The sequence below is a fragment of the Prescottella equi genome, from assembly GCF_020171745.1.
Lineage (GTDB): Bacteria > Actinomycetota > Actinomycetes > Mycobacteriales > Mycobacteriaceae > Prescottella > Prescottella equi_A.
Map to the genome: position 1 here is coordinate 17447 of NZ_JAIVAH010000015.1, position 24644 is coordinate 42090.

The following is a 24644-nucleotide window of genomic DNA, read 5'->3' on the forward strand; positions in this document are numbered from 1 at the left end:
AGTCAGGCACATTCGAATGGGAGGGTTCATGACCGACCTGGACTATCAGTTGTTCGTCGACGGGCGTTGGATCGAGAGCGAAACGACCGATATCGTCGAAGTGATCAACCCTGCGACGGAGCAGGTCATCGGGCGCGTGGCCCAGGCGTCCACGGCGGACATCGAGCGCGCGATCGCTGCGGCGCGGCGCGCTTTCGACCACGGGCCCTGGCCCCGAACGCCGGTCCGGGAGCGGGCGAAGGTGCTGAGCGCCATGGCCGACATCATGGAACGTCGATTCGACGAACTCGTGGAGCTCAACATCGCGGAAGCCGGTGCGGCCCGGCACATCGCGGAGAACATTCAGATCAGGCCCGCAATCGACCACCTGCGTGACATGGCCGAGCGTGTGCTCGTCCAGTACCCGTTCGAGCAGCCCACGCTGCCCACGCATCTGGCCGGCGCATTCAGTCAGGGGTTGACGCGTCGGGAGCCGTTCGGTGTCGCGGCCATCATCACCGCATACAACTTCCCCTTCTTCATCAATGTCATGAAGCTTGCGGCAGCGCTCGCGGCCGGCTGCACTACCGTCCTCAAGCCCGCTCCCACCACCCCGCTGGAAGCGTTCGTGGTTGCCGAGATCGCCGAAGAGGCTGGATTGCCAGATGGTGTCCTCAACGTCGTCACCGGTGACGTACCCGCGGCCAAGGCGCTCACCAGCAGCCCCCTGATCGACATCGTCAGCTTCACCGGCTCCGATGCGGTGGGGCGCCAGGTCTACGCGCAGGCGGCCCCGGCCCTGACGAAGGTGGTCCTGGAGCTCGGTGGGAAGTCCGCCCACATCATCTGCGACGACGCGGACCTCTCCAAGGCCCTGCCCAGCGTGCTGGCGGGCATCACCGCGCATGCCGGTCAGGGGTGCTCACTGCTGACTCGGACCCTGGTGCACAGGTCGAGGGAAGCTGAGCTGATCGCCCTGGTCGTCGCCGAACTCGAGAAGGTGAAAGTGGGGGACCCTGCCGATCCCGCGATCACGATGGGTCCGCTGATCAGTGGCGAGCAGCGGGCGAAGGTGGAGCATCTGATCGCCACGGGCATCGCGGAAGGGGCGACCCTGGCGTACGGCGGTTCACGGCCCGCGGGACTTGCCAAGGGGTTCTTCGTCGAACCGACCCTGTTCATCGATGTCGACAACAGCATGACGATCGCCCGGGAAGAGTTTTTCGGCCCGGTGGGCGTGATCATCCCGTTCGATGACGACGAGGAAGCGATCCGGATCGCGAACGATTCCCGGTACGGGCTGGGTGGTGCGGTTCGGGCGCGGGATCCCAAGCGGGCCTACGACATCGCGACACGCCTGCGGACCGGACTGGTCAAGGTCAATGGCGGGGCGGGTGGAATCTCACCGCACTCGGCAATGGGTGGATACAAGGACAGCGGCCTCGGGCGGGAGTGGGGGACCGCGGGCCTGGAAGAATTCCTGCAGATGCAGACGATCGAATGCCGGCTCGGGGACGGGTGATCGGTGCCGCCGACGTCGCCGCCGGACTCGAAAGCTCTGTCGGTGGTGATACCGATGGAATCGCGAATTCTTCTGCGGCCGAATGGGATCGAAAGGAATCGGGGGCGCTCCGTGCTGTTGCGCTGCACGAGTTGCGACCGGTCCTGACCCTAGGGGCGTTGCCCGGCGTCGGGATCCTCCGGCCGACGGACGGTCGGTCCGCGAGCGGCGGAGGATCCCGGCGTCGGCCTAGCTTCGGCGCAGTTGGTCCTGCGGGACCAGGATCGTCGTCTGCTCGTCGATCGGCTTCATCGGTTCGAGCCTGGGCTGTGTGCTGAGGGAGTCCGAGAGCTTCTGCCGACCCACCTCGATCGCCTTCTTGGTGGCAGGGCTGGTCGCCACGGCCTTGGCTGCCTTACTGATCTGTTCGTACCGGGCCCGGCCGGCCCGGGTCCCCAGTACGTAGCCCGCAGCGACGCCTACCAACAACCGCAACATTTCCGGATTCCTCCCGTCGAAGTGCCTGCGTACATCCTGCCTGATCGGTCGCTGTTCAGGCGATTTGGTACTTGGGTAGGGGTATGGGCTACAGTTTCTCAGGCGCCGCCGGAAAGGGCAGCGCCGAGCAGGACAATCCCCTGTAGCTCAATTGGCAGAGCATTCGACTGTTAATCGAACGGTTGCTGGTTCGAGTCCAGCCGGGGGAGCCCGACCGAAGGCCCCTCACCCTAACGGGTGAGGGGCCTTCAGTCGTTTGTGGCCCCGATGAGGGAGGTCACGCCGCGAGGCGGATCGGCCACTGGCCGTCGACGTCGGACGCGTCGCGTCCCTCGCTCAGCAGATACTCGACGAGGTCGCGCTGGCGCTCGGCGTGCCACGCCGCCTGACTGGTCATCACGTCGTCGAGGACTCCGAGATCGGGGAACCGCTGTGGCAGGATCCGGGCCAGCTCCGCCGCGGCCAGGGCATCGGACTCGGCCTCGTGCGCGGACGCCAGCGCGACCCCGTAGTGCTCGCACAGCGCGCCCAGGGTGCGCTTGCCGCGCCGACGGCGATCCATCTCGCGATCGATGACATAAGGGTCCACCACGAGTCCGTAGTCCGACAGCGGCGGCCACCCCAGCCGACGGCCCTCGGCGTCCAGCACGGTGAGGTCGTAGGCGGCGTTGAAGGCGACGACGACGTAGCCGTCCGCCCACGCATCCGTGAGTGCCTTACGGATCGCCCGGTACCCCGAGGCGTACTCCTGGCCGTGCTCGCGTGCCTGGGCTGTGGAGATGCCGTGAATCGCGGCCGCCCCCGCCGGAATCTCGACGCCAGGGTCGACGATCCAGTTCCGTGTCCGGGTCACACCGTCGTCGACAGTGACCACGCATGCGGTGACAATTCTCGCCGAGAGCGGGTCTCGGCCAGTTGTTTCCAAGTCGAATGCGCAGATCGGTCGGGCGGTCCAATGGGTCATCGTGGTCCTTCGGCGTTCGTCCGAGCTTGTTGCTCGGGTGTTCGCCGGTCAGTCTGCTCGCAGGCACCGACAGTGCGCCCCGGGCTGCGACACACGGCACCCCAGACCGGTGCGTGGCGCTGCGTGGGCGGTAACATTCGGCGGTCGGCGACACACGCCGCGGTACGGGGCGGTAGCTCAGTCGGTTAGAGCCGTGGACTCATAATCCATTGGTCGCGGGTTCGAGCCCCGCCCGCCCCACGCAGGCCCCTCAGCGGCCCGGATGAGTCGCGAACGTGGGGTACTTCTCGCCCGGCGCGTGACCGAGGAGTCTGGCCCGCGCACCCCGGACGCCGTTCCCTCCGACGATCCAGGCGTAGCACCACACACCACTGTCGAGGGCGATGATCGCGATCGTGCGGGGCGCGTGATCCCAGGGCTGCAGTCCGCGGTGCACAGGACGAACAGCGATCACCGATCCCACCGGCGCCGGTCCGGACCGGGCCCCAGCCAGTGCGCGGGAGGATCGGAGCAGCCAGCTGTCTTCGGTGCCGAAGCGAAGCCCGAAGCACATCATGGTCTGCTCGTCACAATGCGAAGCCGATCCCGCTGTTCGGGGCAGCGACGACGAACGTCGCCTTGCCCTTCGCGGGATTCGGGGCGAGTTGGACGCGCACACCCGACTCCCGGCAGCCGGGTCCGACGAGTCGGCCGAACTGCCAGACGCCGCTGTCCAGGGTGATGAGTGTCTTCCGCCCGCGACGCATCATGAGTCACTCTCCCGGGTTCGGCTGATCGGTACCGGTCCAGCCTGACCGTCGGGGTGTGGCGTGGGCCACCGCACTTCTACCTGTTCGAATACCTGTTTCGGCGGGCGGCATCTCATCGGAAGGTCGGCGTCGATGCCACCGTCGAGATGTGCGTGCCTGCAGACCGGTGCGAAACATGTTCGCCGAGAATGAAACCCGCAGACGTTTCTCGGGAACTCGCATACCGTGGCGGCATGTCCAGTCCCGACCTTCAGCAACTGGCCCCTTGCCTGTACCGCCTTCGGGTCCCGACGGGGCCGGCGCACCTGTTGAACTGCTATCTCTGGCTCGACAGCGACGGCGTGACGCTGATCGACACCGGCTGGCCGGACAGCGCGGAACTGATCTCGGCGGCACTGTCAGCGCTGGGCCGCACCCGCGCCGATGTGCGGAGGATCGTGCTCACGCACTTCCACGAAGATCACACCGGGTCGGCAGCGGAGATCGCGACTTGGGCGTCCGTCGAGATCATCGCGGGTGCCGACGACGCCCCGTACGTGTCGGGTGCGCGGCGAGGTCCGCTGCCCGTCCTCACCGATCCCGAGAAGACGATCCACGCGGAGTCCGACGAGCCCTCCCACGGTCCGCCGTGCCGTGTCGATCGCGAAGTGAATGACGGCGAAATCCTGGAGTTCGCCGGCGGTGCTCGGGTCATCGGCGCTCCCGGCCACACGCCGGGGAGCATCGCTCTGTACCTGCCGGCAGTCGATGCCGTCCTGACAGGCGACGCGGTGGCCGAGTTCAACGGCGACGTCATTCTCGGTGTGTTCAACACGGACCGGGAGTCGGCGAGCCGCTCTCTGGCCGCGATCGCCGCGACGGGGGCCGGGATCGCCGGCTTCGGCCACGGTGAAGCCGTGCTGGTGAACGCATCCGAGCGGATCGCGGCCGCTACCGACCCCTTCGCGCCCGCCGGGTGATCGAGTGGCACGCGCGATCGCCTGGGGTGTAGGCCTCGTCGGGTTGGTGGTCGTGCCGCTCTGGCTCGTGTACGCCATCCTCATTTCCGAGGCGTCGTTCTTCGGTGAGCCGCCGTCGAGTACGAGTCTCGACCGTGCCGACGATGCGCGGTTGTGGGGGCGCGTCATCGCCACCTCGGCACTAGGCCTCGTCGTCGGAGTTGTCGTGTGGTCTTTCGGCCGCGGCGTCCGGGCGTGGGGGCTCGGTGTGCTGGCGTGCATCGGCGTGCTGACTACCGCCTTCATGTGGGTCGCGTGAAACAGGGGAGCGGCCGGACCTACAACTGGGGTGGCGGATACTGCCCGTACAGCCCGGTGGGTTCACCGGCGAGATACTGCTGGTGTTCGTAGTCGGCGCGGGCCGCGATCTCCGCACGCTCCCTCGCCGCCGCGGCCTTTCGAACCTGGTGACGCTCCAGCCATTTGACGCCGCCGTAGCCGAGCGCCACCACGGCGAGGACGGAGACGATCACCCACCAGTACTTGATGATCAGGCCGAGCACGAACAGCACGCCGAAGATCGCCCAGAACGATCCCTTGGAACCGGAGGTCGATCGCCGCGCCATCGGTCAGCGCCCGTCGTCGGCCGAGGCCCGCATCGCCTCGTCCGACCTGCCGTCCGGAAACGGGGTGGTAGTCGCTGCACCAACCGACAGGTTTGTTCGCATGGTTCCCATGGATAGCAGAGGACGCCGACAGTCCTGGCGGCGTGGCTCCCGCCGGTGGCTCAGCGAGGCTGGTTCTCGCTCCAGCCGACGAGGATGGCGCCGAGCACCCCGACCACCACGAACAGGAGGGTGAGCACGGACGCGAAAGCGCCGAGGAGCAGACCGACCAGCGGGTAGAAGAAGATCGATCCGAGTGTCCCCAGTGCGCCGAGGATCAACAGCGCGAACCCCAGAACGGTGCCGGCTCTCCTGTTCAACTTCGCCTCTCTTGGTGTGAATCCGCTCCGGCGGGTTCACACAGGTTGCGTGAATCGCTCGCGCAAAGTGACGAGTTGCCCGGCGGTCAGGCCGAGCCCGTCCCGTGCATAGCCGTCGATGGTGCCGAAGCGCGTGCGCATCTCGTCGAGCGCGGCATCGAAGTAGCTTTCACGGACGCCGAGGAGAGGTCGGATCAGCTCCGGATCGACGCCCTTGCTCGCGGCAAAGGCGAGGATCGGATCGGTCATGGGTGCGAGATCGGTGTTCGTTTCGAGGTAGTCGGCGCGGACATCTCCCTCGGCGGCGCCGAGGAGGAGCAGGAACGAGGTTGCGGCCCAACCGGTGCGATCCTTGCCGGTGGTGCAGTGGAAAAGGGCAGAGCTGGTGCGATTGTCATCGATGAGGTCGAGGTAGAACGCGCGGTATGCGGCGAGCGCCGAAGGAAGGCTGACGAAGTTACGGTTCGCCTCCTCCATCTGCGCGATTCCGCGTCCATCGGTGATCGTCTCGGCGTACGCAACGGGGTCCGTCATGAGTAGTCCTGTGGCCGCTGCGTTGTGGGCGTTGTCGGCGAGGACGTCGAGCCAGACGGTGCGCGCGGTGTCGGGGAGGTGATCGAGGGCGCCGTCGCGTTCGGCGGCGGTCCGCAGGTCGTACACGGTAGTGACGCCGAGGCCTGAGAAGGCGATGAGATCGTCGTCGTCGAGCTTCGCGAGCGTCGCCGACCGGAACAGTGCGCCCGCGCGCACGCTGCCGTCGCCAACCTCGATCCCACCGAGGTCGCGGAAGTTCGGGGCGCTTGCCAGGAGAACGCGCCGATCGATCGGGTACGCGGTCACTGTTGCCTCCTGTGGGGTGCGGCGAACTGCGCCAAAGGCATTCGGCCGTCGGCACCGGAATCCTTGCACAAACTGAAGTGCTGCGGGACCGATGTCCGTGGCGCGATGGATAGCGGTTGAGATCGAGGGTGAATCCAGCGGGACTCGTCCGCGAATCGTGCAAATAGCGCCTCATCAATGTTTCGGCTATGCAACATTCTCCTCACATACATGACCTGTATCACATTCCGGTCGGGGCGACGGGAGATGCGACGCGCGGCCGAAATCCCGGATCGCGCTTGGAAAGCCGGCACCAAGGTGGGGCATTCCGACCCGTACGCGCTCGCAGTTCAGTCAGAGACTCAGTGTCAGGAGAGATCTGTGTCATCAACGTGGAAACGAGCTTGTGCCGTGGCGTTCGCCGGTGCCGTAGGTGCCGGTGCGGTGATTTCGGCGGGAGGTATCGCCGGTGCGGTGGATTTCGTGACGGCCGGGCAGCTCCCCGGTGACGACGGTGCAGGGAAGGTTGTGATCACCGACAGTGACAAGGTCACCGTCGCGCTGACCTCGGTCGACCTCGCCACCGGCAATGTCACCGGCACCGTCACGAACAATTCCGGCAACGCGATGAACTGTCGCGTCCCGGGCGCCAACGGGGAGAACTTCAACAATGTGGTCACCGAGGCGTCCATCGTCGGGCTGGCCTTCGACTACTACCGTCACAACATCGCCGTGCCGCCGGGCGACCTGCAGAACTCCACCGGCAATGCGACCGTGACGGTTCCGATGGGCAGTCTCTTCGACTACACCGGCAGCTTCGGCCAGGTCATCAGTGACACGACGGATCTGCGGTCGCTCACCGACCAGGCGAGGATCGCCGGCCATTTCGGCACGATCGCTCCGATGACCAACGTGGCGGCAGGGGCGACGGCGAACTGGACCTCCAAGCTGTCGACGCCGGCGACCGGCGTGCGGTCCGAATTCGATGCGGCAGCGTTGTTCTACTGCACCGACCGGGTGACCAACAAGGACTACGTCTTCGCGGCCGACCAGAACGGCGAGATTCCTGCCGCGCCCGAGTCGTCCGGGGGAGAAGGCTCCCTCGGCAGTCTGACGACCGGTTCCACGAGCTGAGCGCCGGCCCTTACCCGCATCGACATTCAGGAGTCATCATGTACCGAATTTCACGCACGGGCGCGGCCGCGATCGTGGGCGCGACCGGGATCGCCACGATTCTCGCTGGAACGGGAGTGGCGAGTGCCTACAACGTCATTCCCGGTGCCGACGACACCGGAAACGTGGTCGTCACCGGGGTCGACGACCTGGGTATCACTGTGACGACCAGCGAGGACGGTTCGCAGGTCACGGTTGCCGTCGAGAACACCGGCGCCCGCAACTTCGTGTGTGGCGGCCCGAACGGGAACGCCGCCAGCGGTGACGTCACGGAGGCCGCCATCGTCGCGCAGGCGATGGACTACTACCGCAACCAGCTCAACCGGCAGCCGGGGAACATCACGATCAAGCTCACCGGTCTCGGGGGATCGACGAACACCGTGTCGACGGGCAGCGTCGAGGGTTTCCTGCCCGGCGGCCAGCTGGGCAGCCTGTTCGGTGAGGCGTTCGCGGCCCGCGACGAGATCCGCGCTGCGCAAGGGGAATCGAGGCTTGCGGGGCACGCGGCCGACATCCCCAAGTTCAACATCAATGCCGGCGCGACCTACACGACGACGGTCAATCTGGGCGACCCCAGCGTCGGTCCGCGCGCGGCATTCGATGCCGGTGCGTTCCTGTACTGCACATCGGGCAGCGACCACTTCGCGTTCGCCGGCTACGAGAACGGGGAGCCGGTCGACGACGGCGACAACGGTTCGCTCGGATCCTCGGGCGGGTCCGTCGAGACCAGCTCGCTGGGCGCGTCGACGGGTCCGTCGGGTAGCTGACAGATCCATCGTGGACCGTTCGGCATCGTCGTCCCATTGGTGACGATGCCGAACGGCTGCCACCCGTTCCTGCGCAGGCCGCGTTACGGTTTCGGGATGACAGACACGGCTCCTGCACGGCTGTCGACCGCCGATACCCTCTTCTACCTGTGGAACCGGCCGACGATGGTCGGCGCGCTGGTGTTCGAGGACCGCGGTGACATCGGACAGGCGGAGGTTGAGCGGTGGATCGCCGCACGGCTGGATCGCTCGCCGATCCTGACCCACCGGCTGGTCCGCGTCCCGGGCTTCCTCGACCACCCACGATGGGTGCGCACCGAGGTGGACATCACGCGGCACGTCTCGGTCGAGCGGCACGCCGACTCGGGATGGGCTGCGTTGGGGGAGAGGCTGGTGCGCACGACCGCGGACGGACTGCGTCGGGATGTGCCGCCGTGGACTGTGTCGGTATTCACCGGCGTCACGGGCGTCGACGGTTTCCCTGACCGGGCCACTGTCGTCGCGCTGCACGTCCACCATTCCGTCACCGACGGGCTCGGATTCGTGCATGTCCTGCGATCACTTTTCGGTGAACGTGCCACGGCGCAATGGCAATTCGGGCCGAGTGTGCCGTGGTGGATATCCGCGCCGGCCCGCCTACCCGGGCTGCTGGCGGGAATGGGTCGGGCGACCGTCCGGCAGCGGCTGGACGCTCGCCGCGTGCGCGATGTCCCGTTGCCGTCGGCTTCCTGGCCGCGCACTCGCCTCAACGACCGTGCGGACGGGGGACGAGCGCACCGGTTCCTCAATCTCACGGTCTCCGAGGTCAAATTCACGGCCAAAGCCCTGGGGGAGTACACGATCAATGACGTCGTCGTCGCGATCGTAGCCGGGGCGCAGCGGTGCTACCTCATCGAGAAGGGAGAGCTTCCCGACTCCTCGTTGGCCGCGCACGTCCCCCTGTCGCTCCGCGCCGGCGGGCCTCCCGTGGGAAACCGGATCGTGTCCATGATCGTCAGCATGCACACCGACGTCGACGACCCGCGAGCACGGCTCGCGGCGATCGCCCGATCGGCGAGGCACGAGCGCGAACGGGGCGCACGATCCGGGCCGCTCCAGATGGCGTTCCTCAACTCCGTTCCGGCCCCGATGCTCCGATTGTTCGCAACGTCCTCGGCCGACCGCCCTGCTGAGGGCTCGAGCGCGATGCCGCATCCCAACACCATCGTGAGCAACGTCCCTCGCGGCGCCGCAGACCTCGAGTTCCTCGGAGTCCCGGTGCACACGACCGTCAGCTTCGCGGAGGTGCTGGACGGCCGCGGCGTCGGGCACGTCGCCACCTCGATCGGGAACGCTCTGACCCTGTCGGTGTCCTGCGACACCGGGATGATGCCGGACATCGACCACTACATGGATCTGATGGCGAAGGAGTACGCGGCGTTGCGTGCCCTGGTGTGACCCGCGGCGGTGCCCTGTCGTGGTGTCCGGGCGACGCAGAACTGGTCGATCGACCGACTCGCGGGTACGCGTTACACCGGCGTGAGCGATGTAAATCTCCCGCTCAACGGGTGGTTTGACTACTCGCCACCTAGAACATGTTTCAATTTGAAAGATTTGTGGCTATCGTCACAGCCATTGGTAGTCGGTATCGAAGGGCGGAAGCAATGAAGACCAAGGGCGCGCTGCTGTGGGGTGTCAATGAGAAGTGGTCGGTCGAGGAGATCGAGCTCGGTGACCCGGTCGCCGGCGAGGTGCAGATCCGTATGGAAGCTGCCGGCATGTGCCACTCCGACCACCACATCGTGACCGGTGCGACGCCGATGCCGTCCTACCCCGCGATGGGTGGCCACGAGGGCTCCGGCGTGATCGTCAAGGTCGGCGAGGGTGTCACCGGTGTCGAGGTCGGCGACCATGTCGTCCTCTCGTTCATCCCGGCGTGTGGACGCTGTCCGTCGTGTTCGGAGGGTCATTCGAACCTGTGTGATCTCGGCATGGGGCTGCTCAGCGGTCAGGCCATCGCCGACGGCACCTACCGCATCCAGGCGCGTGGCGAGAACGTCATCCCGATGTGTCTGCTCGGCACGTTCGCGCCCTACATGACCGTGCACGAGTCCTCCGTCGTGAAGATCGAGAAGGACATTCCGTTCGAGCTCGCGGCCCTCGTCGGCTGCGGTGTCCCGACCGGTTGGGGCTCGGCGACGCACATCGCGGAGGTCAAGCCGGGTGAGTCGGTCGCCATCATCGGCGTGGGCGGCGTGGGCATGAGTGCGCTGCAGGGCGCCGTTGCGTCGGGTGCCCGCCACGTGTTCGCGATCGACCCGTCGTCCTTCAAGCGGGAGCAGGCGCTCAAGTTCGGTGCCACGCACGCCTTCCCGTCGATGGAGGAGGCGATCGGCCCGATCATGGAGATCACGTGGGGCCGCATGTGCCAGAAGACGATCATCACCGTGGGTGAGATGAAGGGCGAGTACATCGATCCCGCCATGACGCTCACGGCGAAGAACGGCCGCTGCGTCGTCACCGCAATGGGGCACATGGCCGACATGGACGTCCGGCTCAACACGTTCCTGATGTCGATGCTGCAGAAGGACCTCAAGGGCAACATCTTCGGTGGGTGCAACGCCCGCGTCGACATCCCGAACCTGCTCAACCTGTACCGGGCCGGTCTGCTCAACCTCGAGGACATGGTGACCAACACCTACTCGCTCGAGCAGGTCAACGAGGGTTACCAGGACATGCTCGACAACAAGAACATCCGCGGTGTCATCCGCTACACCGAAGCGGACTGGTGAACGCCTGACCCAGCCGCCCTCGTAGTCTGATCGGGTGCAGACTCTCGATCGGATCGGGCAATGGCCGGTGGACAACGCCTCGGCTGCCGTCATCGACGGCAGCCGAGGCGTTGCGCATTTCGGCGATCGGCAACGGGTGTATCCGCTCGCGTCGGTGACGAAGCTGCTGTGCGCGTACGCCACTCTCGTCGCCGTCGAGGAGGGCGCGGTGGAGCTGGACCAGCCCGCCGGCCCGCCCGGCGCCACGGTGCGGCACCTGCTCGCGCACGCGTCGGGTCTCGCCTTCGGTGACCAGCGGGTGCAGGCGGAGCCGGGGGTCAAGCGCATCTACTCGAGCGCGGGCTTCGAGGTGCTCGCGGACTTCGTCGAGGCCGAGACCTCGATTCCCTTCGCGGAGTACGTGACCGACGCCGTGTTCGAGCCGCTGGGGATGGCGACGGCGGCGCTCGTCGGGCCGGCGGGGCACGGTGCGCAGGCCAGTGCCGACGACCTGACCCGGTTCGCCACCGAACTGCTCGCACCCACGCTGGTCTCCCCGCAGACTCTGGCGGAGGCCACCACCGTGCAGTTCCCGGGCCTGGCGGGCCTGCTGCCCGGCTACGGCCCGCAGCGGCCCAACGACTGGGGGCTGGGCTTCGAGATCAAGAACGGCAAGTCGCCGCACTGGACCGGCACCGGCAACTCGCCCGCGACCTACGGTCACTTCGGGCAGTCCGGGACGTTCCTGTGGGTCGATCCGGCCCTGGGTGCGGCCTGCGTGGTCCTCACGGACCGGGCGTTCGGGGACTGGGCCAAGCCGCTGTGGACCGACCTCGGTGACGCCGTGGTCGCCGAACTCCGCGGTCGCGGGTAGATCAATTTACAGCTACCACTGGCGTAACAGTGGTATCACAGGGCACACTGGTCGACGGTGTGTCCCGTTGCGGCGCATCCAGCTCCATGTATCGGCCGAGGTCGTTGGGGAAGACGTCCCTCGTCGAAGCTGGAGGTGTTGCAGTGCGCTCGTTGAACCAGTTCGCGGATGCGACGGCCGGAGTGGTCTACGTCCACGCGTCGCCCGCCGCGCTGTGCCCGCATGTCGAGTGGGCGCTCACCTCGATCCTCGATGCCCGTCCCAACCTGAAGTGGACCGCGCAGCCGGCCGCCGCCGGCACACTGCGGGCAACCTGCGACTGGATCGGACCGGTGGGCACCGCGTCCCGGGTCGCCGCGGCACTGCGGGCGTGGCCGTTGCTCTACTTCGAGGTGACCGAGAATCCGAGCGAGGGCGTCGACGGCGAGCGGTACAGCCATGTTCCCGGACTCGGCCTGTGGCACGGCGCGACGAGTGCGTGCGGGGACGTGGTGGTGGGGGAGATGCGCCTGCGATCGCTGCTCGCGGAGGGCGTCGACCTCGCCGGTGCCCTCGGGCATGCGCTCGGCACGGCGTGGGACGAGGTACTCGAGTCGTATCGCAGCGGTGGTGAGGGTGCTGAGGTGACGTGGCTGCGCCGCGACGTCGGCTAGCGACGTCCAGGTAGCAGTTCGGTGTGTCGATCCCTTTGTGGGGCAGCACCGCCCCCTCGAAGAGCGATCGCGGGAGTCGGTATCGAAAAGAATTGCAGTGCTGTAGTTTTCGCCTTCACTGGTTGATTCCTCGTGGTCCGAGTCTGAGATTGGGCCCAGTCTTCGTCGATGGCGTCCCGTGGGTCGCGGCCAGCTCAGCGATCCCTTCCGGAGTTGAGTCGAGCGGCCTGGCGGGTGAGGTGATCGCGCTCGGCGAGGTTGGATGCGAGTTGCGCTGCTTCGACGTAAAGCCTTGCCGCCGTGATCGAATCGCCGGCGCGCTCGTGGAGGTACGCGGCCACGGCGGAGTGTCGGGGCACCGAGTCGGGCACTGCCTCGAGCGCGGCCAGGCCGGCGCGCGGCCCGTCCGCCTCGCCGACCGCCACCGCGCGGTTGAGCAGCGCGACCGGGCTGTCGGCCAGCCGGACGAGTTCGTCGTACCACTCGACGATCTGCACCCAGTCCGTGTCCGCCGCCGTTGGCGCGTCGGCGTGCAGTGCCGCGATCGCCGCCTGGGCCTGGAACTCGCCCAACCGGTCGCGGGCGAGTGCCGCCTGCAGGATCGCGATGCCCTCGGCGATCGCGGCGGTGTCCCACCGGCCGCGATCCTGCTCGGCGAGAGGCACCAGCGCGCCGTCGGATGTGGTCCGGGCGGCGCGCCGTGAGTGGTGCAACAGCATGAGTGCGAGCAGCCCGGCCACCTCGGGGTGGTCGATGGCGGCTGCGAGCTGCCGGGTCAGCCGGATGGCTTCGGCGGCGAGGTCGACGTCGCCCGAATAGCCCTCGTTGAACACCAGATAGAGGACCCGGAGAACCGTGGCGACATCGCCGGGGCGGTCGAACCGCACACCGGAGACCGTGCGCTTGGCGCGACTGATCCGCTGCGCCATCGTTGCCTCCGGCACCAGGTAGGCTGCGGCGATTTGGCGTGTGGTCAACCCGCCGACGGCGCGCAACGTGAGCGCCACTGCGGACGCCGGCGTCAGCGACGGGTGCGCGCACAGGAAGTAGAGCTGGAGTGTGTCGTCCACCGTCGGCGCCGGATCTTGCGTCGGCTCCTCCTCCGTCAGAGCCTCCCGTCGGCGCCGGGCCGCGTCGGCCCTGGTCGCGTCGAGGAACCGGCGCCACGCCACGGTGACCAACCAGCCCTTCGGGTCTCGCGGCGGGTCCTCCGGCCAGACACGGACCGCCTCGGCCAGTGCGTCCTGCAGGGCATCCTCGGCCGCCGCGAAGTCGGCTCCGCGGCGGACGAGGATGCCGAGCACACTCGGGGTGAGACTCCGGATCAGGGTCTCGTCCATCGGAGTGGTCACTCGGTGATGGTCGGCGGCTCGGTCAGGAACGGGCGCATTTCGAGCCACTCGTGGATCGGCTTCCCGCCCGCGCCGGGTGCGGCCGACAACTCGCCGGCCAGTTCGAGCGCACGCTCGTGGCTGTCGACGTCGATCACCATCCAGCCGGCGATGAGGTCCTTGGTCTCCGCGTACGGGCCGTCGGTGACCGGCGGCCGACCTTCGCCGTCGTACCGGACCCAGAGCCCCTCCGGCGCCAGCGCCTGGGCGTCGACGAACTCGCCGGTGTTCTGCAGACGGGCGGCGAAGTCCTGCATGTACTTGATGTGGGCGGTGACCTCGTCGGGCGTCCACTGGTCCATCGGGACGTCGTTGACTGCCGACGGGGCGCCGCGGTAGTGCTTGAGCAGCAGGTACTTGGCCATGATGTCTCCTCGGTACTGGTGCGACGCGACCCATTGTGGTCGCATTCACTACAGGGACGGAGCCGGACGCGGATTCTCGACACGGCCTTCGGGAAAGGCGTGAAAAAGACCGAGACCCCCTGCTGAGCAGGGGGTCTCGGTTCAATCGAACGCGGTCGCGAGTCGGATCACAGCGGGATGTTCTTGTGCTGTCCACGGTTCGCGGGCGCCGCCGCGAGCGCGCGGCTGATCATGCTGCGCGTCTTGGCGGGATCGATCGTCTCGTCGACGACGCCGATCGAGATGGCCCGGCCGACACCACCGGCGATGGCCTCGTGCTCCTCGGCGAGGCGATCGTGCAGGGCCTCGCGCTCCTCATCGGGCGCGGCCGCGAGAGCGCGCTTGTGCAGGATGCCGACGGCGGCCTTGGCACCCATGACCGCCACCTCGGAATCGGGCCACGCGTAGACCGCGGTCGCGCCGAGTGCCCGCGAGTTCATCGCGATGTAGGCGCCGCCGTAGATCTTCCGGGTGACCAGCGTGACGCGGGGAACCGTCGCCTCGGCGAACGCGTGCAGCAGCTTCGCGCCGCGGCGCACGACGCCCTCCCACTCCTGGCCGACGCCGGGCAGGTAGCCGGGGACGTCGACGATCACGACCAGCGGGATGCCGAACGCGTCGCACAGACGCACGAAGCGAGCCGACTTCTCGGCGCTCTCCGAATTGAGGCAGCCGCCGAGGCGCAGCGGGTTGTTCGCGATCACGCCGACGGTGCGGCCGCCCAGGCGGCCCAGACCGGTGACGATGCTGCGCGCCCAGTTGCCCTGCAGTTCCTCGAAGCTCGACTCGCCCTCGACGTTGTCGAGGAACTCGTGCACGATCGGCCGCACGTCGTACGCGCGCTTGGCCGACGCCGGCATGAGCGCGCGCAGGTCCGTGTCACCGCGCTCGGCGGCGGCGAGATCGAACTGGCCCTGGTCGCAGAACATCGACACCAGGCGCCGAGCGCTGTGGTAGGCGTCGTCCTCGTCGCGGGCGGCGATGTGCGCGACGCCGGACTTCTTGCTGTGGGTGTCGGGTCCGCCGAGGGTCGCCATGTCGACCTGCTCGCCGGTCACGCTCTTGACGACGTCCGGTCCGGTGACGAACACGCGGCCCTCGGGGGCCATGATCACGACGTCGGTCAGTGCGGGGCCGTACGCGGCGCCGCCGGCGGCGAAGCCGAGCACGACGGAGATCTGCGGGACGAGACCGGACGCGCGGACCATCGCCTCGAAGACGAGTCCGACGGCGTGCAGGGCCTCGACACCCTCGGCGAGACGTGCGCCACCGGAGTGCCACAGTCCGACGACGGGGGCCTTCTCGGCGATCGCGGTGTCGATCGCGGCGACGATGTGCTTGCAGCCCTCGACGCCCATCGCGCCGCCCATGACGGTGGCGTCGGAGCAGTAGGCGATGGTGCGAACACCGTCGATCTCGCCCGATGCGGCAAGCACACCGGACTTGTCGCGGTCGTGTAGCGGTGCGACGGTGCCGGCATCGAACAACTTGGCGAGACGCGCGAGCGGATCACGCGGATCGGTCGATGCTTCAGACTGCGTCGCGGGAGCCAAGACGGTCATGATGTCCTCCTGAGCAAGCCCACCTGGGGCAAAAGTTCGGGGGTGGGGACCCGGGTACGGGTCCCCACCTGGCGTTCCAGCAAGGTTCGGCTGGGTTATGCCCGGCCGAAGGCGAGCGCGACGTTGTGCCCACCGAAACCGAACGAGTTGTTGATCGCGAAATCGATGTCGCCGTAGCGGGGTTCACCCTTTACGACGTCGAGATCGATCTCCGGATCTTGGTTGTCCACATTCAGTGTGGGAGGAATGACGCCCTCCCGCACGCTGAGGACCGTGAGCACTGCCTCGAGGGCGCCGACGGCGCCGATCGAGTGGCCCAGGGCCGACTTGGGCGCGTACACCGCAGGATGCGTGCCGACCGCTGCCTTGATGGCGATGCTCTCGGCGATGTCGCCGATCGGGGTGGCGGTCGCATGTGCGTTGACGTGCTTGATATCGGACTTGGTGAGACCTGCGGTCTCGATGGCCCGGGTCATGGCGCGTGCCGCGCCCGTGCCTTCCGGATCGGGTGCCACGATGTGGAAACCGTCCGAGGTGATGCCGGCGCCCAGCAGGCGCGCGTGGATCGTCGCCCCGCGTGCCTTCGCGTGCTCCTCCGTCTCGAGGATCATCAAGGCTCCGGCCTCACCGAAGACGAACCCGTCCCGGTCCTTGTCGAAGGGGCGCGAGGCCGCCTTCGGGTCGTCGTTCCGGGTGCTGAGCGCGCGCATCATGGCGAAGCTCGCGATCGGAACAGCGCCGATGGCGCCCTCCACACCACCCGTGACGACGATGTCCGCGTCGCCCAACGCGATCATGCGGTACGCATGCGCGATGGCCTCCGACCCGGACGAACACGCCGATACCGGCGTGATGACACCGGCGCGCGCGCCGAGTTCGAGTCCGACGGTGGCCGACGGACCGTTCGGCATCACCATCTGGACCGCGAACGGCGACACCTTGCGGTATCCGCCCTCGCGCAGCCTGTCGACGGCGTCGACGAGAGCTTCGCCGCCGCCGAGCCCGGTGCCGATGACAACCCCGAGTCGATCCTTGTCGACCTCGGGGCTGCCGGCGTTCTGCCAGACCTGTCGACCGAGAACGAGAGCGAGTCGCTCCACGAAGCTCATGCGTCGAATCTCGACCCGGCTCAGTGCGTCGTCGAACGGGACCTTGAGTTGGCCACCGAAACGCACCGGGAGATCGAATTCCTCGACGAACGAGCCGTGGAGAACGTCGATGCCGCTCTCACCGGCCAGCAGGCCCTTCCACGTGCCATCCACATCTCCGGCAACCGACGTCGTAGCCGCAAGGCTGGTGACGACGATGTTCGGTAATCGCCCTCGGGCAGAAGCGGAAGTCACGGTTGACTCACTCGTCGTCGTTCTTGGCGGCCTCGAGCTTGGCCTTGACGGTGTCCGCTGCCTCGCCACCCTCGGCTTCGACCTTCTGGATGTAGGCGACGACATCGCCGACGGTGCGCAGGCTGGCCAGATCCTCGTCCGGGATCTTCACGCCGTACTTGTCCTCGGTCTGGACCGCGATCTCGACCATGGACAGCGAGTCGATGTCGAGGTCGTCGACGAACGACTTCTCGATGGTGACCTCGGACGGCTCGATGCCGGTGACCTCTTCGATGATCTCGGCGAGGTTGGCGATGATGTCTTCCTGGTTGGCGGCCACTAGGTGGCTCCCTTCTTGTTCGATGTTCGTGTCTCGGTGTTCGGTCCGACCGGGGCCGGACCGGTGCGCGCGTCGTGTGCGCGCACAGAGCTAACCGATTTCGGTGAGTTCGGTCAGGGTGGAAATGTCTCCGGGAGATTTGAGCGCCACGGTCGGGGTGCCGCGCATCTCACGCTTGGCGATCCCGATCAGGGTGCCCGCCGGAGGAAGTTCCGCGATGGCCGTGACCTGGGCGGTCCGCAACGTTGCGGTGCACAGATCCCAGCGCACAGGTCGGGTGACCTGCGCGGCCAGCTTAGTCAGGGCGTCCGCGCCGGACGTGACCGGCGCGCCGTCCGAATTGGACAGCAGCGTCCGCGTCGGATCACCGGGGGTGATCCGTGCGGCCGCAGCGGCGACGGCGTCCTGCGCCGGCGCCATGTACCGGGTGTGGAACGCCCCGGCGACCGGGAGGGCCCGCACACGGGCCTTCTCCGGAGGATTCGCGGCGAGCTGCTCGAGAGCCTCGAGTAGCCCGGCGGCAACGATCTGTCCGGCCGCGTTGCGGTTGGCCGGCGTGAGGTCGAGTTCCTCGAGCCGGGACAGCACCGCATCCTCGTCCCCGCCGAGAACCGCCGACATTCCGGTGGGCTCGAGGGCACAGGCCTTCGCCATCTCCGCGCCGCGGATCGCGGCGAGGGTCACGGCGTCGTCGGGCGAGAGCACCCCGGCGACTGCCGCCGCGGCGAGCTCGCCGACGGAATGGCCGGCGGCGATCGTGTCGGCGGGAATCAGGCCGCGCCGTTCGAGCTCCTCGTAGGCGAGGAGCTCGGCGGCGACGACCAGCGGCTGAGTGACTGCGGTATCGGTGATCTCCTCGGCCGTGGCGGTGGTGCCCAGCCGGAGGAGATCGAGGCCGGAAGCCTTCGACCACAGTGTCACGCGATCGTGCGCGCCCGGCAGGTCCAGCCAGGGGCTGAGCATGCCGGGTGTCTGGGAGCCCTGACCCGGGGCTAGCAACGAAATCACGCATTCCAGGGAACACCCTCGCGACGCGGCGCGAGATGTTGTCGGGGATGAAACCCGGACACGTGTTTTGTAGGTTTCCCACAAAAATGCACGTCGGCGGCCGCTATCGAAATCGGGCGCTCTCGCGTTACGTTCCCACGTTCCGGATTGGGAAATTTGTGACGGATGTGTCGGAAGTCGACGTTTGAACGCGCGTTTGGGCAAGTCGGCCGACTGTCGCTGCGACGCGGAGCACATACGCGTCGCGCGGATTCGTGGGATCGCGCCCCGTGATTTCTGAAATTCGCTTCAGTCGGTACCGAACCGTATTTGGATGAACAAACAGCTGACGGGCGCATGCCTCGACGGCGCCGCCGGAGTCCAGATAGGCGTCGAGGGTGTCCGCGAGGGCGGTTCCCGAGACCGAGAGCGGGTGGATCAAACGCTCGTTCAGAGCGACGACCGCCGCGGTATCCCCGAGCAGGGCACGTTCGGGCAACAACTCCGCCGCGAACACGGGCCGCGGCGCCCCGCGCCACCCGACGACGGCCTCCATCCCCGCCAGTGCCTCGACCGCGCTGAAGTGTGCTGCGCCCAGACTCGGGGTCGTGGGCCCGATCACGACGGGGCCGCCGGAGAACTTGCCCATCAGCTCGGCCATGAACTCGCGTGCCGCCCGGCTGCCGTGCAGTTCGCCGCTGACGACGAGGACGAGGCGATCGCCCTGGATCACCGCGAGCGCCGCGCGGTCGTGCCGCTGCGCGGTGCTGTGCACGGTGCCGATCACCGACACGCTCTCCTCGGGCGGGGGCGTGCCGACGATGACCGTCGCGGGGGCGGTGGCGTCCCAGTTGAGGGTGGCGGCGCGGGACTGCAGGTCCGATCCGGTGTCGCCCCGCACCACCGCGTCCACGACCAGGGCCTCGAGCCGGGTGTCCCACGCGCCGCGGGACTCGGCCGCGCTGGCATATACGGAGGCGGCGGCGAAGCCCAGCTCACGCCCGTACCGCAGGATCGCCTCGGTGAGCGCCACCAGCTGACGGTCGTTGCGGGCGAGCGCGGGCAACCGCTGCTCGAAGAACTCCATCGCCACGCGCACCATGTCGACCGTCTGGCGCAGCGTCAGGCGGCGGGCGAGGTCCTGCGGAATCACCTGGTAGGCGTCGATGGTGAAGCGGATGTCGCTGTCGGAGTCGGTGAGCCACTCGAGGAAGTTGACCACCGACTTCTGGACGATCATCTGGACGCTCGCGCGCTGTTCGGCGTCGAGGTCGGCGAAGAACGGCAGCTGGTCCTGCAGTGAGGCGATCGCCTCGGTGGACAGCCGTCCCGAGAACTGCTTGACCCGGCGCAGCAGTGCATCCGGCAGCGAATCGCGGGTGGGCCGGCCGCCTGCCGCGGGGGGCGGGGGCTGGTAGCGGACGCGTCGCGCCGGCACCGGGGCCGGCGCCTCGTGCAGCGCGGGCGGCTCCGACGAGCTGTTCGACGTCTCGGGCTGATCCTCGGCCATGAAAGGAACTTACGCCCGCCGCCGGCACGGGGTCTCGGAGACACTCGTGCCGGCGACGGGCGCGTTCAGCGGCCGGGAGGCCGCGTCGTCGGGTCGACTCAGGCGACGCCGGGATCCGACGTCGACACCGGCGCGGCCAGCACGTCGTCGATCCGGTACCGGGCGGCGGCCTCGACGGCCTTCGACCGGTCGACCTCGCCGGACTTCGCCAGCGCGGAGAGCACCGCGACGACGATCGACTCGGCGTCGACGTTGAAGAACCGTCGTGCCGCGGTGCGGGTGTCGGAGAAGCCGAACCCGTCGGTGCCGAGCGTCGTGTACGAGCCGGGAACCCACTGGCGGATCTGGTCCGGCACCGCGCGCATCCAGTCGGAGGCGGCGACGAACGGGCCCTGCGCCTGCGAGAGCGCCTTCGTCACGTACGGCGTCGGAGCGTCGGCACCGGGGTTGTGCAGCGCCTCACGCTCGCACTCGACGCCGTCGCGGCGCAGCTCGCCCCACGACGTCACCGACCACACGTCCGCGGCCACGCCCCACTCGTCGGCGAGCAGCTGCTGCGCGCGCAGGCCGTCCGGCATGGTGACACCGGAGACGAGGATCTGGGCGCGTGGACCGGCGTTCTCGGCCCGCTTGTACAGGTAGATGCCCTTGAGCAGGCCGTCGACGTCGAGGTTCTCCGGCTCGGCGGGCTGCTGGTACGGCTCGTTGTAGACGGTCAGGTAGTAGAAGATGTTCTCGCCACCGAAGCCGTCGACACCCGGGGTGCCGCCGTACATGCGACGCAGGCCGTCCTTGACGATGTGCGCGATCTCGTACGAGAACGACGGGTCGTACGACACCGCCGCCGGGTTGGTCGACGCCAGCAGCAGCGAGTGACCGTCGGCGTGCTGCAGACCCTCACCGGTGAGCGTGGTGCGACCGGCGGTGGCGCCGAGCACGAAGCCGCGGGCCATCTGGTCCGCCGCCGCCCACAGGCCGTCACCGGTCCGCTGGAAGCCGAACATCGAGTAGAAGATGTAGACCGGGATCATCGGCTCGCCGTGCGTGGCGTACGACGTGCCGACCGCGGTGAACGACGACGTCGAGCCGGCCTCGTTGATGCCCTCGTGGAGGATCTGGCCGACCGAGCTCTCCTTGTAGGCGAGCATCAGTTCGGCGTCGACCGACGTGTACAGCTGTCCGTTGCGGTTGTAGATCTTCAGCGACGGGAACCACGAATCCATACCGAACGTGCGCGCCTCGTCGGGGATGATGGGCACGATCCGCTTGCCGATCTCCTTGTCGCGCAACAGTTCCTTGAGGATGCGCACGACGGCCATCGTCGTCGCGACCTCCTGCTTGCCCGAACCCTTGCGCACGACGTCGTAGGTCTTGTCCGCGGGCTGCGGGAGCGGGGCGGCGTCGGTGCGGCGCGACGGCAGGAACCCACCGAGCGCCTTGCGGCGCTGCAGCATGTACTGGATCTCCGGCGAATCCGTGCCCGGGTGGTAGTACGGGGGCAGGTACGGATCCTTCTCGAGCTCCGCGTCGGAGATCGGGATCCGCTGGATGTCGCGGAAACGCTTGAGGTCGTCGAGCGTCAGCTTCTTCATCTGGTGCGTGGCGTTGCGGCCCTCGAAGTGCTTGCCGAGGGTGTAGCCCTTGATGGTGTGCGCCAGGATGACCGTCGGCTGGCCCTTGTGCGCCATCGCCGCCGCGTACGCCGCGTGGATCTTGCGGTAGTCGTGGCCGCCGCGCTTGAGGTTCCAGATCTCCTGGTCGCTCATGTCGGCGACGAGGGCCTTGGTGCGCGGGTCGCGGCCGAAGAAGTGCTCGCGGACGAACGCGCCGTCGTTGGCCTTGTACGTCTGGAAGTCGCCGTCCGGGGTCTCGTTCATGAGGTTGACGAGAGCGCCGTCCTTGTCGGCGTGCAGCAGCGAGTCCCACTCGCGGCCCCACACGACCTTGATGACGTTCCAGCCGGCGCCGCGGAAGAACGACTCCAGCTCCTGGATGATCTTGCCGTTGCCGCGGACCGGGCCGTCGAGACGCTGCAGGTTGCAGTTGATGACGAACGTCAGGTTGTCGAGGCCCTCGGTGGCCGCGACGTGCGCGAGACCGCGCGACTCCGGCTCGTCCATCTCGCCGTCGCCGAGGAACGCCCACACGTGCTGATCCGAGGTGTCCTTGACGCCGCGATCGTTCAGGTAGTGGTTGAACCGGGCCTGGTAGATGGCGTTCATCGGGCCCAGGCCCATCGACACCGTCGGGAACTCCCAGAAGTCCGGGAGCAGGCGCGGATGCGGGTAGGACGGCAGGCCGCCGCCCGACTGGGCGTGGCTGGCCTCCTGACGGAAGCCGTCCATCTGCTCGGCCGGAATCCGGCCCTCGAGGAACGCGCGCGCGTAGATGCCGGGCGACGCGTGACCCTGCACGAAGATGTGGTCGCCGCCGCCCGGATGATCCTTGCCGCGGAAGAAGTGGTTGAAGCCGACCTCGTAGAGCGCGGCGGACGACGCGTACGTCGAGATGTGGCCGCCGACGCCGACACCGGGACGCTGCGCGCGGTGCACCATGATCGCGGCGTTCCAGCGGATCCAGGCGCGGTACCGACGCTCGACGTCCTCGTCGCCGGGGAACCACGGCTCGTTCTCGGTCGGAATCGTGTTCACGTAGTCGGTGGACGTGAGGGCGGGGATCGCCACGTGCTTCTCACCGGCGCGCTCGAGCAGGCGCAGCATCAGGTAGCGGGCACGGGCGGAACCCGAACGGTCCAGCAGACCGTCGAACGATTCGAGCCACTCGGTGGTCTCGTCCGGATCGATGTCCGGCAGGTAGGACGCCACGCCCTCGCGGATGACGCGGACCCGGCCGTCGGCTCCGGGCTGCGCGTTCGCGGCAGGTGGCTGGACCGCTCCGGACACGCCCGGTGTGTCGGCGTTCGGTTGAGACGCGGGCCCCTGGATCAGGTCTGACAAGGTGTGCTCCTCATTGTGGTGGGACGCGCGGTGTCGCGTCCGCTCCATCCGGGCGGCCCTTGTTAGGGCCGTCCGACATTCCATATGAATATGGCGCAGCCCTCATCTTTCCCCATCCGCACTCGGGAGGCACCCCCGCTCCTGTTGTCCGGTACCCGGCGCGTCGCGGCGGCTACACTTGCCGGGAGAACGTCCAGTTCGCGGTGGTTTTCGCGAATTCGGCCAGACTTTCTCGAGGTTTTCGGGGTCGTCGGCTTGCGCGAAAGCCTCCGACCATGTTCGCTTTCACCTATTGATCGACGGACGCTCGATCGTCACCAGAAGGTCTGCAGGCTCGTGCGAGAGGTTTCGCGGGGACCTGCGACCGACCGAACAGAGGAGGACACCACCGTGGTCGCCGCGGCGGACGCCCAGAACTACGCTCAGAAGCTTGGCATTACCCCCGACATGGTGGTTCAGGAACTGGGCTGGGACGAGGACACCGACGACGAGCTGCGCGCGGAGGTGGAAGAGGCCATCGGTGGGGAGATGGTCGACGAGGACTCCGACGAGGTCATGGACGTCGTGCTGCTGTGGTGGCGCGACGGGGACGGTGATCTGGTCGACGCGCTGATGGACGCCATCGGGCCGCTCTCGGACGATGGCTTCGTGTGGGTTCTCACCCCCAAGACCGGGCAGCCCGGGCACGTCGAGCCCAGCGAGATCGCCGAATCCGCGCCCACCGCGGGTCTGACGCAGACCTCGGCCGCGAACCTCGGCATGTGGAGCGGTAGCCGGCTGGTGCAGCCGAAGGCGCGCGCACCCAAGCGCTGACCTTCCGCACCCCTTCCGGGCACTTCCGCACGGCGTACGTTGGTCGTGGCGGAAGTGCTGCCGTACCCGACGTTAGGATCAGGCATGCCTCTCGAGGTGGGCGCCGTCGCGCCCGATTTCACGCTCAAGGACCAGAACAACCAGGAAGTCACGCTGTCGGACTTCCGGGGTAAGAAGAACGTTCTTCTGGTCTTCTACCCGCTGGCGTTCACCGGTGTCTGCCAGGGCGAGTTGTGCCGCGTGCGTGACGAGCTCCCGAAGTTCCAGAACGACGACGCCGAGATCCTCGCGATCTCCGTCGGCCCGTCGCCGACCCACAAGATCTGGGCGGCCGAGCAGGGATACACGTTCCCGCTGCTGTCGGATTTCTGGCCCCACGGTGCCGTCGCGGAGGCGTACGGCGTCTTCAACGACAAACTCGGATTCGCCAACCGCGGCACGTTCGCGATCGACAAGGAAGGCGTCATCCGGTTCGCCGAGATGAACGGCCCCGGCGAACCCCGTGACCAGGCAGCTTGGGAGAAAGCGCTCACCGCGCTAAAGTCCTGAATGCAAATCCGGCGACGTGATGTCGCCGGATTTCGGGCGTGTAGCTCAGTGGTAGAGCTCTGGTTTTACACACCAGCGGTCGGGGGTTCGAAACCCTCCGCGCCCACCGTCGAAACCCCGCACTCGCGAATGCGCGATGCGGGGTTTTTCACATGTGTT

The 24644-nt window shown here is 67.7% G+C and carries 26 protein-coding genes and 3 tRNA genes; 14 read left to right on the forward strand and 15 right to left on the reverse strand.

The window, feature by feature from the left end:
- The first annotated feature begins 28 nt into the window (after positions 1-28).
- Positions 29-1501 (forward strand): aldehyde dehydrogenase family protein, encoded by a 1473-nt coding sequence (locus LCL87_RS12985; RefSeq protein WP_225020209.1) that lies wholly within the window; start codon positions 29-31, stop codon positions 1499-1501.
- A gap of 228 nt (positions 1502-1729) precedes the next feature.
- Here the strand turns inward: LCL87_RS12985 and LCL87_RS12990 are convergent, their stop codons facing one another.
- Positions 1730-1978 (reverse strand): hypothetical protein, encoded by a 249-nt coding sequence (locus LCL87_RS12990; RefSeq protein ID WP_225020210.1) that lies wholly within the window; start codon positions 1976-1978, stop codon positions 1730-1732.
- A gap of 136 nt (positions 1979-2114) precedes the next feature.
- On the opposite strand from LCL87_RS12990, the gene LCL87_RS12995 reads away from it, so the two are divergent.
- Positions 2115-2187: transfer RNA gene (locus LCL87_RS12995), tRNA-Asn, on the forward strand.
- Positions 2188-2255: 68 nt separating this feature from the next.
- On the opposite strand, the gene LCL87_RS13000 is transcribed toward LCL87_RS12995, so the two are convergent.
- Entirely contained in the window at positions 2256-2942 is a 687-nt protein-coding gene (locus tag LCL87_RS13000) for a 3'-5' exonuclease (RefSeq protein WP_225020211.1), read from the reverse strand.
- A 166-nt stretch (positions 2943-3108) separates the two neighbouring features.
- Here LCL87_RS13000 and LCL87_RS13005 point away from each other — a divergent pair.
- Positions 3109-3182: transfer RNA gene (locus LCL87_RS13005), tRNA-Ile, on the forward strand.
- A 10-nt stretch (positions 3183-3192) separates the two neighbouring features.
- Here LCL87_RS13005 and LCL87_RS13010 read toward each other — a convergent pair.
- Together LCL87_RS13010 and LCL87_RS13015 are read right to left on the reverse strand one after the other, a co-directional pair.
- Positions 3193-3396: a hypothetical protein gene (locus LCL87_RS13010; RefSeq protein ID WP_225020212.1), complete on the reverse strand. Its 204-nt coding sequence runs from the start codon at positions 3394-3396 to the stop codon at positions 3193-3195.
- A 112-nt stretch (positions 3397-3508) separates the two neighbouring features.
- On the reverse strand, positions 3509-3691 hold the full coding sequence (locus LCL87_RS13015; protein ID WP_225020214.1) for an enoyl-CoA hydratase: 183 nt from the start codon (positions 3689-3691) through the stop codon (positions 3509-3511).
- Between the two features lie 233 nt (positions 3692-3924).
- Between LCL87_RS13015 and LCL87_RS13020 the strand changes: the two genes are divergently transcribed.
- Together LCL87_RS13020 and LCL87_RS13025 are read left to right on the forward strand one after the other, a co-directional pair.
- On the forward strand, positions 3925-4650 hold the full coding sequence (locus LCL87_RS13020) for an MBL fold metallo-hydrolase (protein ID WP_225020216.1): 726 nt from the start codon (positions 3925-3927) through the stop codon (positions 4648-4650).
- A 4-nt stretch (positions 4651-4654) separates the two neighbouring features.
- Positions 4655-4948 (forward strand): hypothetical protein, encoded by a 294-nt coding sequence (locus LCL87_RS13025; protein ID WP_225020218.1) that lies wholly within the window; start codon positions 4655-4657, stop codon positions 4946-4948.
- A 19-nt stretch (positions 4949-4967) separates the two neighbouring features.
- Here the strand turns inward: LCL87_RS13025 and LCL87_RS13030 are convergent, their stop codons facing one another.
- The 3 genes from LCL87_RS13030 to LCL87_RS13040 all read right to left on the reverse strand — a co-directional run bounded on the left by LCL87_RS13030 (position 4968) and on the right by LCL87_RS13040 (position 6454).
- Entirely contained in the window at positions 4968-5255 is a 288-nt protein-coding gene (locus LCL87_RS13030; protein WP_225020220.1) for a hypothetical protein, read from the reverse strand.
- A gap of 161 nt (positions 5256-5416) precedes the next feature.
- On the reverse strand, positions 5417-5614 hold the full coding sequence (locus LCL87_RS13035) for a hypothetical protein (protein WP_225020222.1): 198 nt from the start codon (positions 5612-5614) through the stop codon (positions 5417-5419).
- Positions 5615-5650: 36 nt separating this feature from the next.
- Entirely contained in the window at positions 5651-6454 is an 804-nt protein-coding gene (locus tag LCL87_RS13040; RefSeq protein WP_225020224.1) for a tyrosine-protein phosphatase, read from the reverse strand.
- A 423-nt stretch (positions 6455-6877) separates the two neighbouring features.
- Here LCL87_RS13040 and LCL87_RS13045 point away from each other — a divergent pair, with 423 nt between their 5' ends.
- From LCL87_RS13045 to LCL87_RS13070, 6 genes are all read left to right on the forward strand, one after another.
- Entirely contained in the window at positions 6878-7567 is a 690-nt protein-coding gene (locus LCL87_RS13045; protein WP_225020226.1) for a hypothetical protein, read from the forward strand.
- 38 nt (positions 7568-7605) lie between these two features.
- Positions 7606-8373: a hypothetical protein gene (locus LCL87_RS13050; RefSeq protein WP_225020228.1), complete on the forward strand. Its 768-nt coding sequence runs from the start codon at positions 7606-7608 to the stop codon at positions 8371-8373.
- Positions 8374-8469: 96 nt separating this feature from the next.
- On the forward strand, positions 8470-9810 hold the full coding sequence (locus tag LCL87_RS13055; RefSeq protein ID WP_225020230.1) for a WS/DGAT domain-containing protein: 1341 nt from the start codon (positions 8470-8472) through the stop codon (positions 9808-9810).
- A gap of 206 nt (positions 9811-10016) precedes the next feature.
- Entirely contained in the window at positions 10017-11144 is a 1128-nt protein-coding gene (locus tag LCL87_RS13060) for an NDMA-dependent alcohol dehydrogenase (RefSeq protein ID WP_225020232.1), read from the forward strand.
- Between the two features lie 34 nt (positions 11145-11178).
- The gene (locus tag LCL87_RS13065) at positions 11179-11997 is read left to right on the forward strand and encodes a serine hydrolase domain-containing protein (protein WP_225020234.1); all 819 of its coding nucleotides are present in this window, start codon (positions 11179-11181) and stop codon (positions 11995-11997) included.
- Between the two features lie 143 nt (positions 11998-12140).
- Entirely contained in the window at positions 12141-12650 is a 510-nt protein-coding gene (locus LCL87_RS13070) for a DUF3145 domain-containing protein (RefSeq protein WP_225020236.1), read from the forward strand.
- 194 nt (positions 12651-12844) lie between these two features.
- On the opposite strand, the gene LCL87_RS13075 is transcribed toward LCL87_RS13070, so the two are convergent.
- The 8 genes from LCL87_RS13075 to aceE form a co-directional block, all read right to left on the reverse strand.
- Complete coding sequence (locus LCL87_RS13075) at positions 12845-13990, reverse strand: DUF6596 domain-containing protein (protein WP_225020295.1); 1146 nt, start codon at positions 13988-13990, stop codon at positions 12845-12847.
- An 8-nt stretch (positions 13991-13998) separates the two neighbouring features.
- Positions 13999-14406, reverse strand: coding sequence for a YciI family protein (locus LCL87_RS13080; RefSeq protein WP_225020238.1), 408 nt, complete (start codon positions 14404-14406; stop codon positions 13999-14001).
- Between the two features lie 167 nt (positions 14407-14573).
- Positions 14574-16007 carry an acyl-CoA carboxylase subunit beta gene (locus tag LCL87_RS13085; protein ID WP_225020240.1) on the reverse strand — a complete coding sequence of 478 codons (1434 nt, stop codon included), beginning with the start codon at positions 16005-16007 and terminating at the stop codon, positions 14574-14576.
- 95 nt (positions 16008-16102) lie between these two features.
- Positions 16103-17350, reverse strand: a complete 1248-nt coding sequence (locus tag LCL87_RS13090; protein WP_225020243.1) for a KasA/KasB family beta-ketoacyl-ACP synthase — start codon at positions 17348-17350, stop codon at positions 16103-16105.
- 7 nt (positions 17351-17357) lie between these two features.
- Positions 17358-17669 carry a meromycolate extension acyl carrier protein AcpM gene (gene acpM / locus LCL87_RS13095; protein WP_225020244.1) on the reverse strand — a complete coding sequence of 104 codons (312 nt, stop codon included), beginning with the start codon at positions 17667-17669 and terminating at the stop codon, positions 17358-17360.
- A gap of 90 nt (positions 17670-17759) precedes the next feature.
- Positions 17760-18677, reverse strand: coding sequence for an ACP S-malonyltransferase (locus LCL87_RS13100; RefSeq protein WP_225020246.1), 918 nt, complete (start codon positions 18675-18677; stop codon positions 17760-17762).
- Positions 18678-18804: 127 nt separating this feature from the next.
- Positions 18805-20166, reverse strand: coding sequence for a helix-turn-helix domain-containing protein (locus LCL87_RS13105; protein WP_225020248.1), 1362 nt, complete (start codon positions 20164-20166; stop codon positions 18805-18807).
- Between the two features lie 98 nt (positions 20167-20264).
- Positions 20265-23123, reverse strand: coding sequence for a pyruvate dehydrogenase (acetyl-transferring), homodimeric type (aceE, locus tag LCL87_RS13110; RefSeq protein WP_225020250.1), 2859 nt, complete (start codon positions 23121-23123; stop codon positions 20265-20267).
- Between the two features lie 390 nt (positions 23124-23513).
- Here aceE and LCL87_RS13115 point away from each other — a divergent pair, with 390 nt between their 5' ends.
- The 3 genes from LCL87_RS13115 (at position 23514) to LCL87_RS13125 (ending at position 24591) form a co-directional block, all read left to right on the forward strand.
- Positions 23514-23936 carry a DUF3052 domain-containing protein gene (locus LCL87_RS13115; RefSeq protein ID WP_225020253.1) on the forward strand — a complete coding sequence of 141 codons (423 nt, stop codon included), beginning with the start codon at positions 23514-23516 and terminating at the stop codon, positions 23934-23936.
- A gap of 84 nt (positions 23937-24020) precedes the next feature.
- Positions 24021-24485, forward strand: coding sequence for a peroxiredoxin (locus LCL87_RS13120; RefSeq protein WP_225020255.1), 465 nt, complete (start codon positions 24021-24023; stop codon positions 24483-24485).
- Between the two features lie 34 nt (positions 24486-24519).
- Positions 24520-24591, forward strand: a tRNA-Val gene (locus LCL87_RS13125).
- Positions 24592-24644: the final 53 nt, after the last annotated feature.

Excerpts from the sequence above, each read along its gene's own strand:
- LCL87_RS12985 (WP_225020209.1), top strand. The coding sequence starts at position 29 with ATGACCGACCTGGACTATCAGTTGTTCGTCGACGGGCGTTGGATCGAG.
- LCL87_RS12990 (WP_225020210.1), bottom strand. The coding sequence starts at position 1,978 with ATGTTGCGGTTGTTGGTAGGCGTCGCTGCGGGCTACGTACTGGGGACC.
- LCL87_RS13000 (WP_225020211.1), bottom strand. The coding sequence starts at position 2,942 with ATGACCCATTGGACCGCCCGACCGATCTGCGCATTCGACTTGGAAACA.
- LCL87_RS13015 (WP_225020214.1), bottom strand. The coding sequence starts at position 3,691 with ATGATGCGTCGCGGGCGGAAGACACTCATCACCCTGGACAGCGGCGTC.
- LCL87_RS13020 (WP_225020216.1), top strand. The coding sequence starts at position 3,925 with ATGTCCAGTCCCGACCTTCAGCAACTGGCCCCTTGCCTGTACCGCCTT.
- LCL87_RS13030 (WP_225020220.1), bottom strand. The coding sequence starts at position 5,255 with ATGGCGCGGCGATCGACCTCCGGTTCCAAGGGATCGTTCTGGGCGATC.
- LCL87_RS13050 (WP_225020228.1), top strand. The coding sequence starts at position 7,606 with ATGTACCGAATTTCACGCACGGGCGCGGCCGCGATCGTGGGCGCGACC.
- LCL87_RS13055 (WP_225020230.1), top strand. The coding sequence starts at position 8,470 with ATGACAGACACGGCTCCTGCACGGCTGTCGACCGCCGATACCCTCTTC.
- LCL87_RS13060 (WP_225020232.1), top strand. The coding sequence starts at position 10,017 with ATGAAGACCAAGGGCGCGCTGCTGTGGGGTGTCAATGAGAAGTGGTCG.
- LCL87_RS13075 (WP_225020295.1), bottom strand. The coding sequence starts at position 13,990 with ATGGACGAGACCCTGATCCGGAGTCTCACCCCGAGTGTGCTCGGCATC.
- LCL87_RS13080 (WP_225020238.1), bottom strand. The coding sequence starts at position 14,406 with ATGGCCAAGTACCTGCTGCTCAAGCACTACCGCGGCGCCCCGTCGGCA.
- LCL87_RS13085 (WP_225020240.1), bottom strand. The coding sequence starts at position 16,007 with ATGACCGTCTTGGCTCCCGCGACGCAGTCTGAAGCATCGACCGATCCG.
- LCL87_RS13105 (WP_225020248.1), bottom strand. The coding sequence starts at position 20,166 with ATGGCCGAGGATCAGCCCGAGACGTCGAACAGCTCGTCGGAGCCGCCC.
- LCL87_RS13120 (WP_225020255.1), top strand. The coding sequence starts at position 24,021 with ATGCCTCTCGAGGTGGGCGCCGTCGCGCCCGATTTCACGCTCAAGGAC.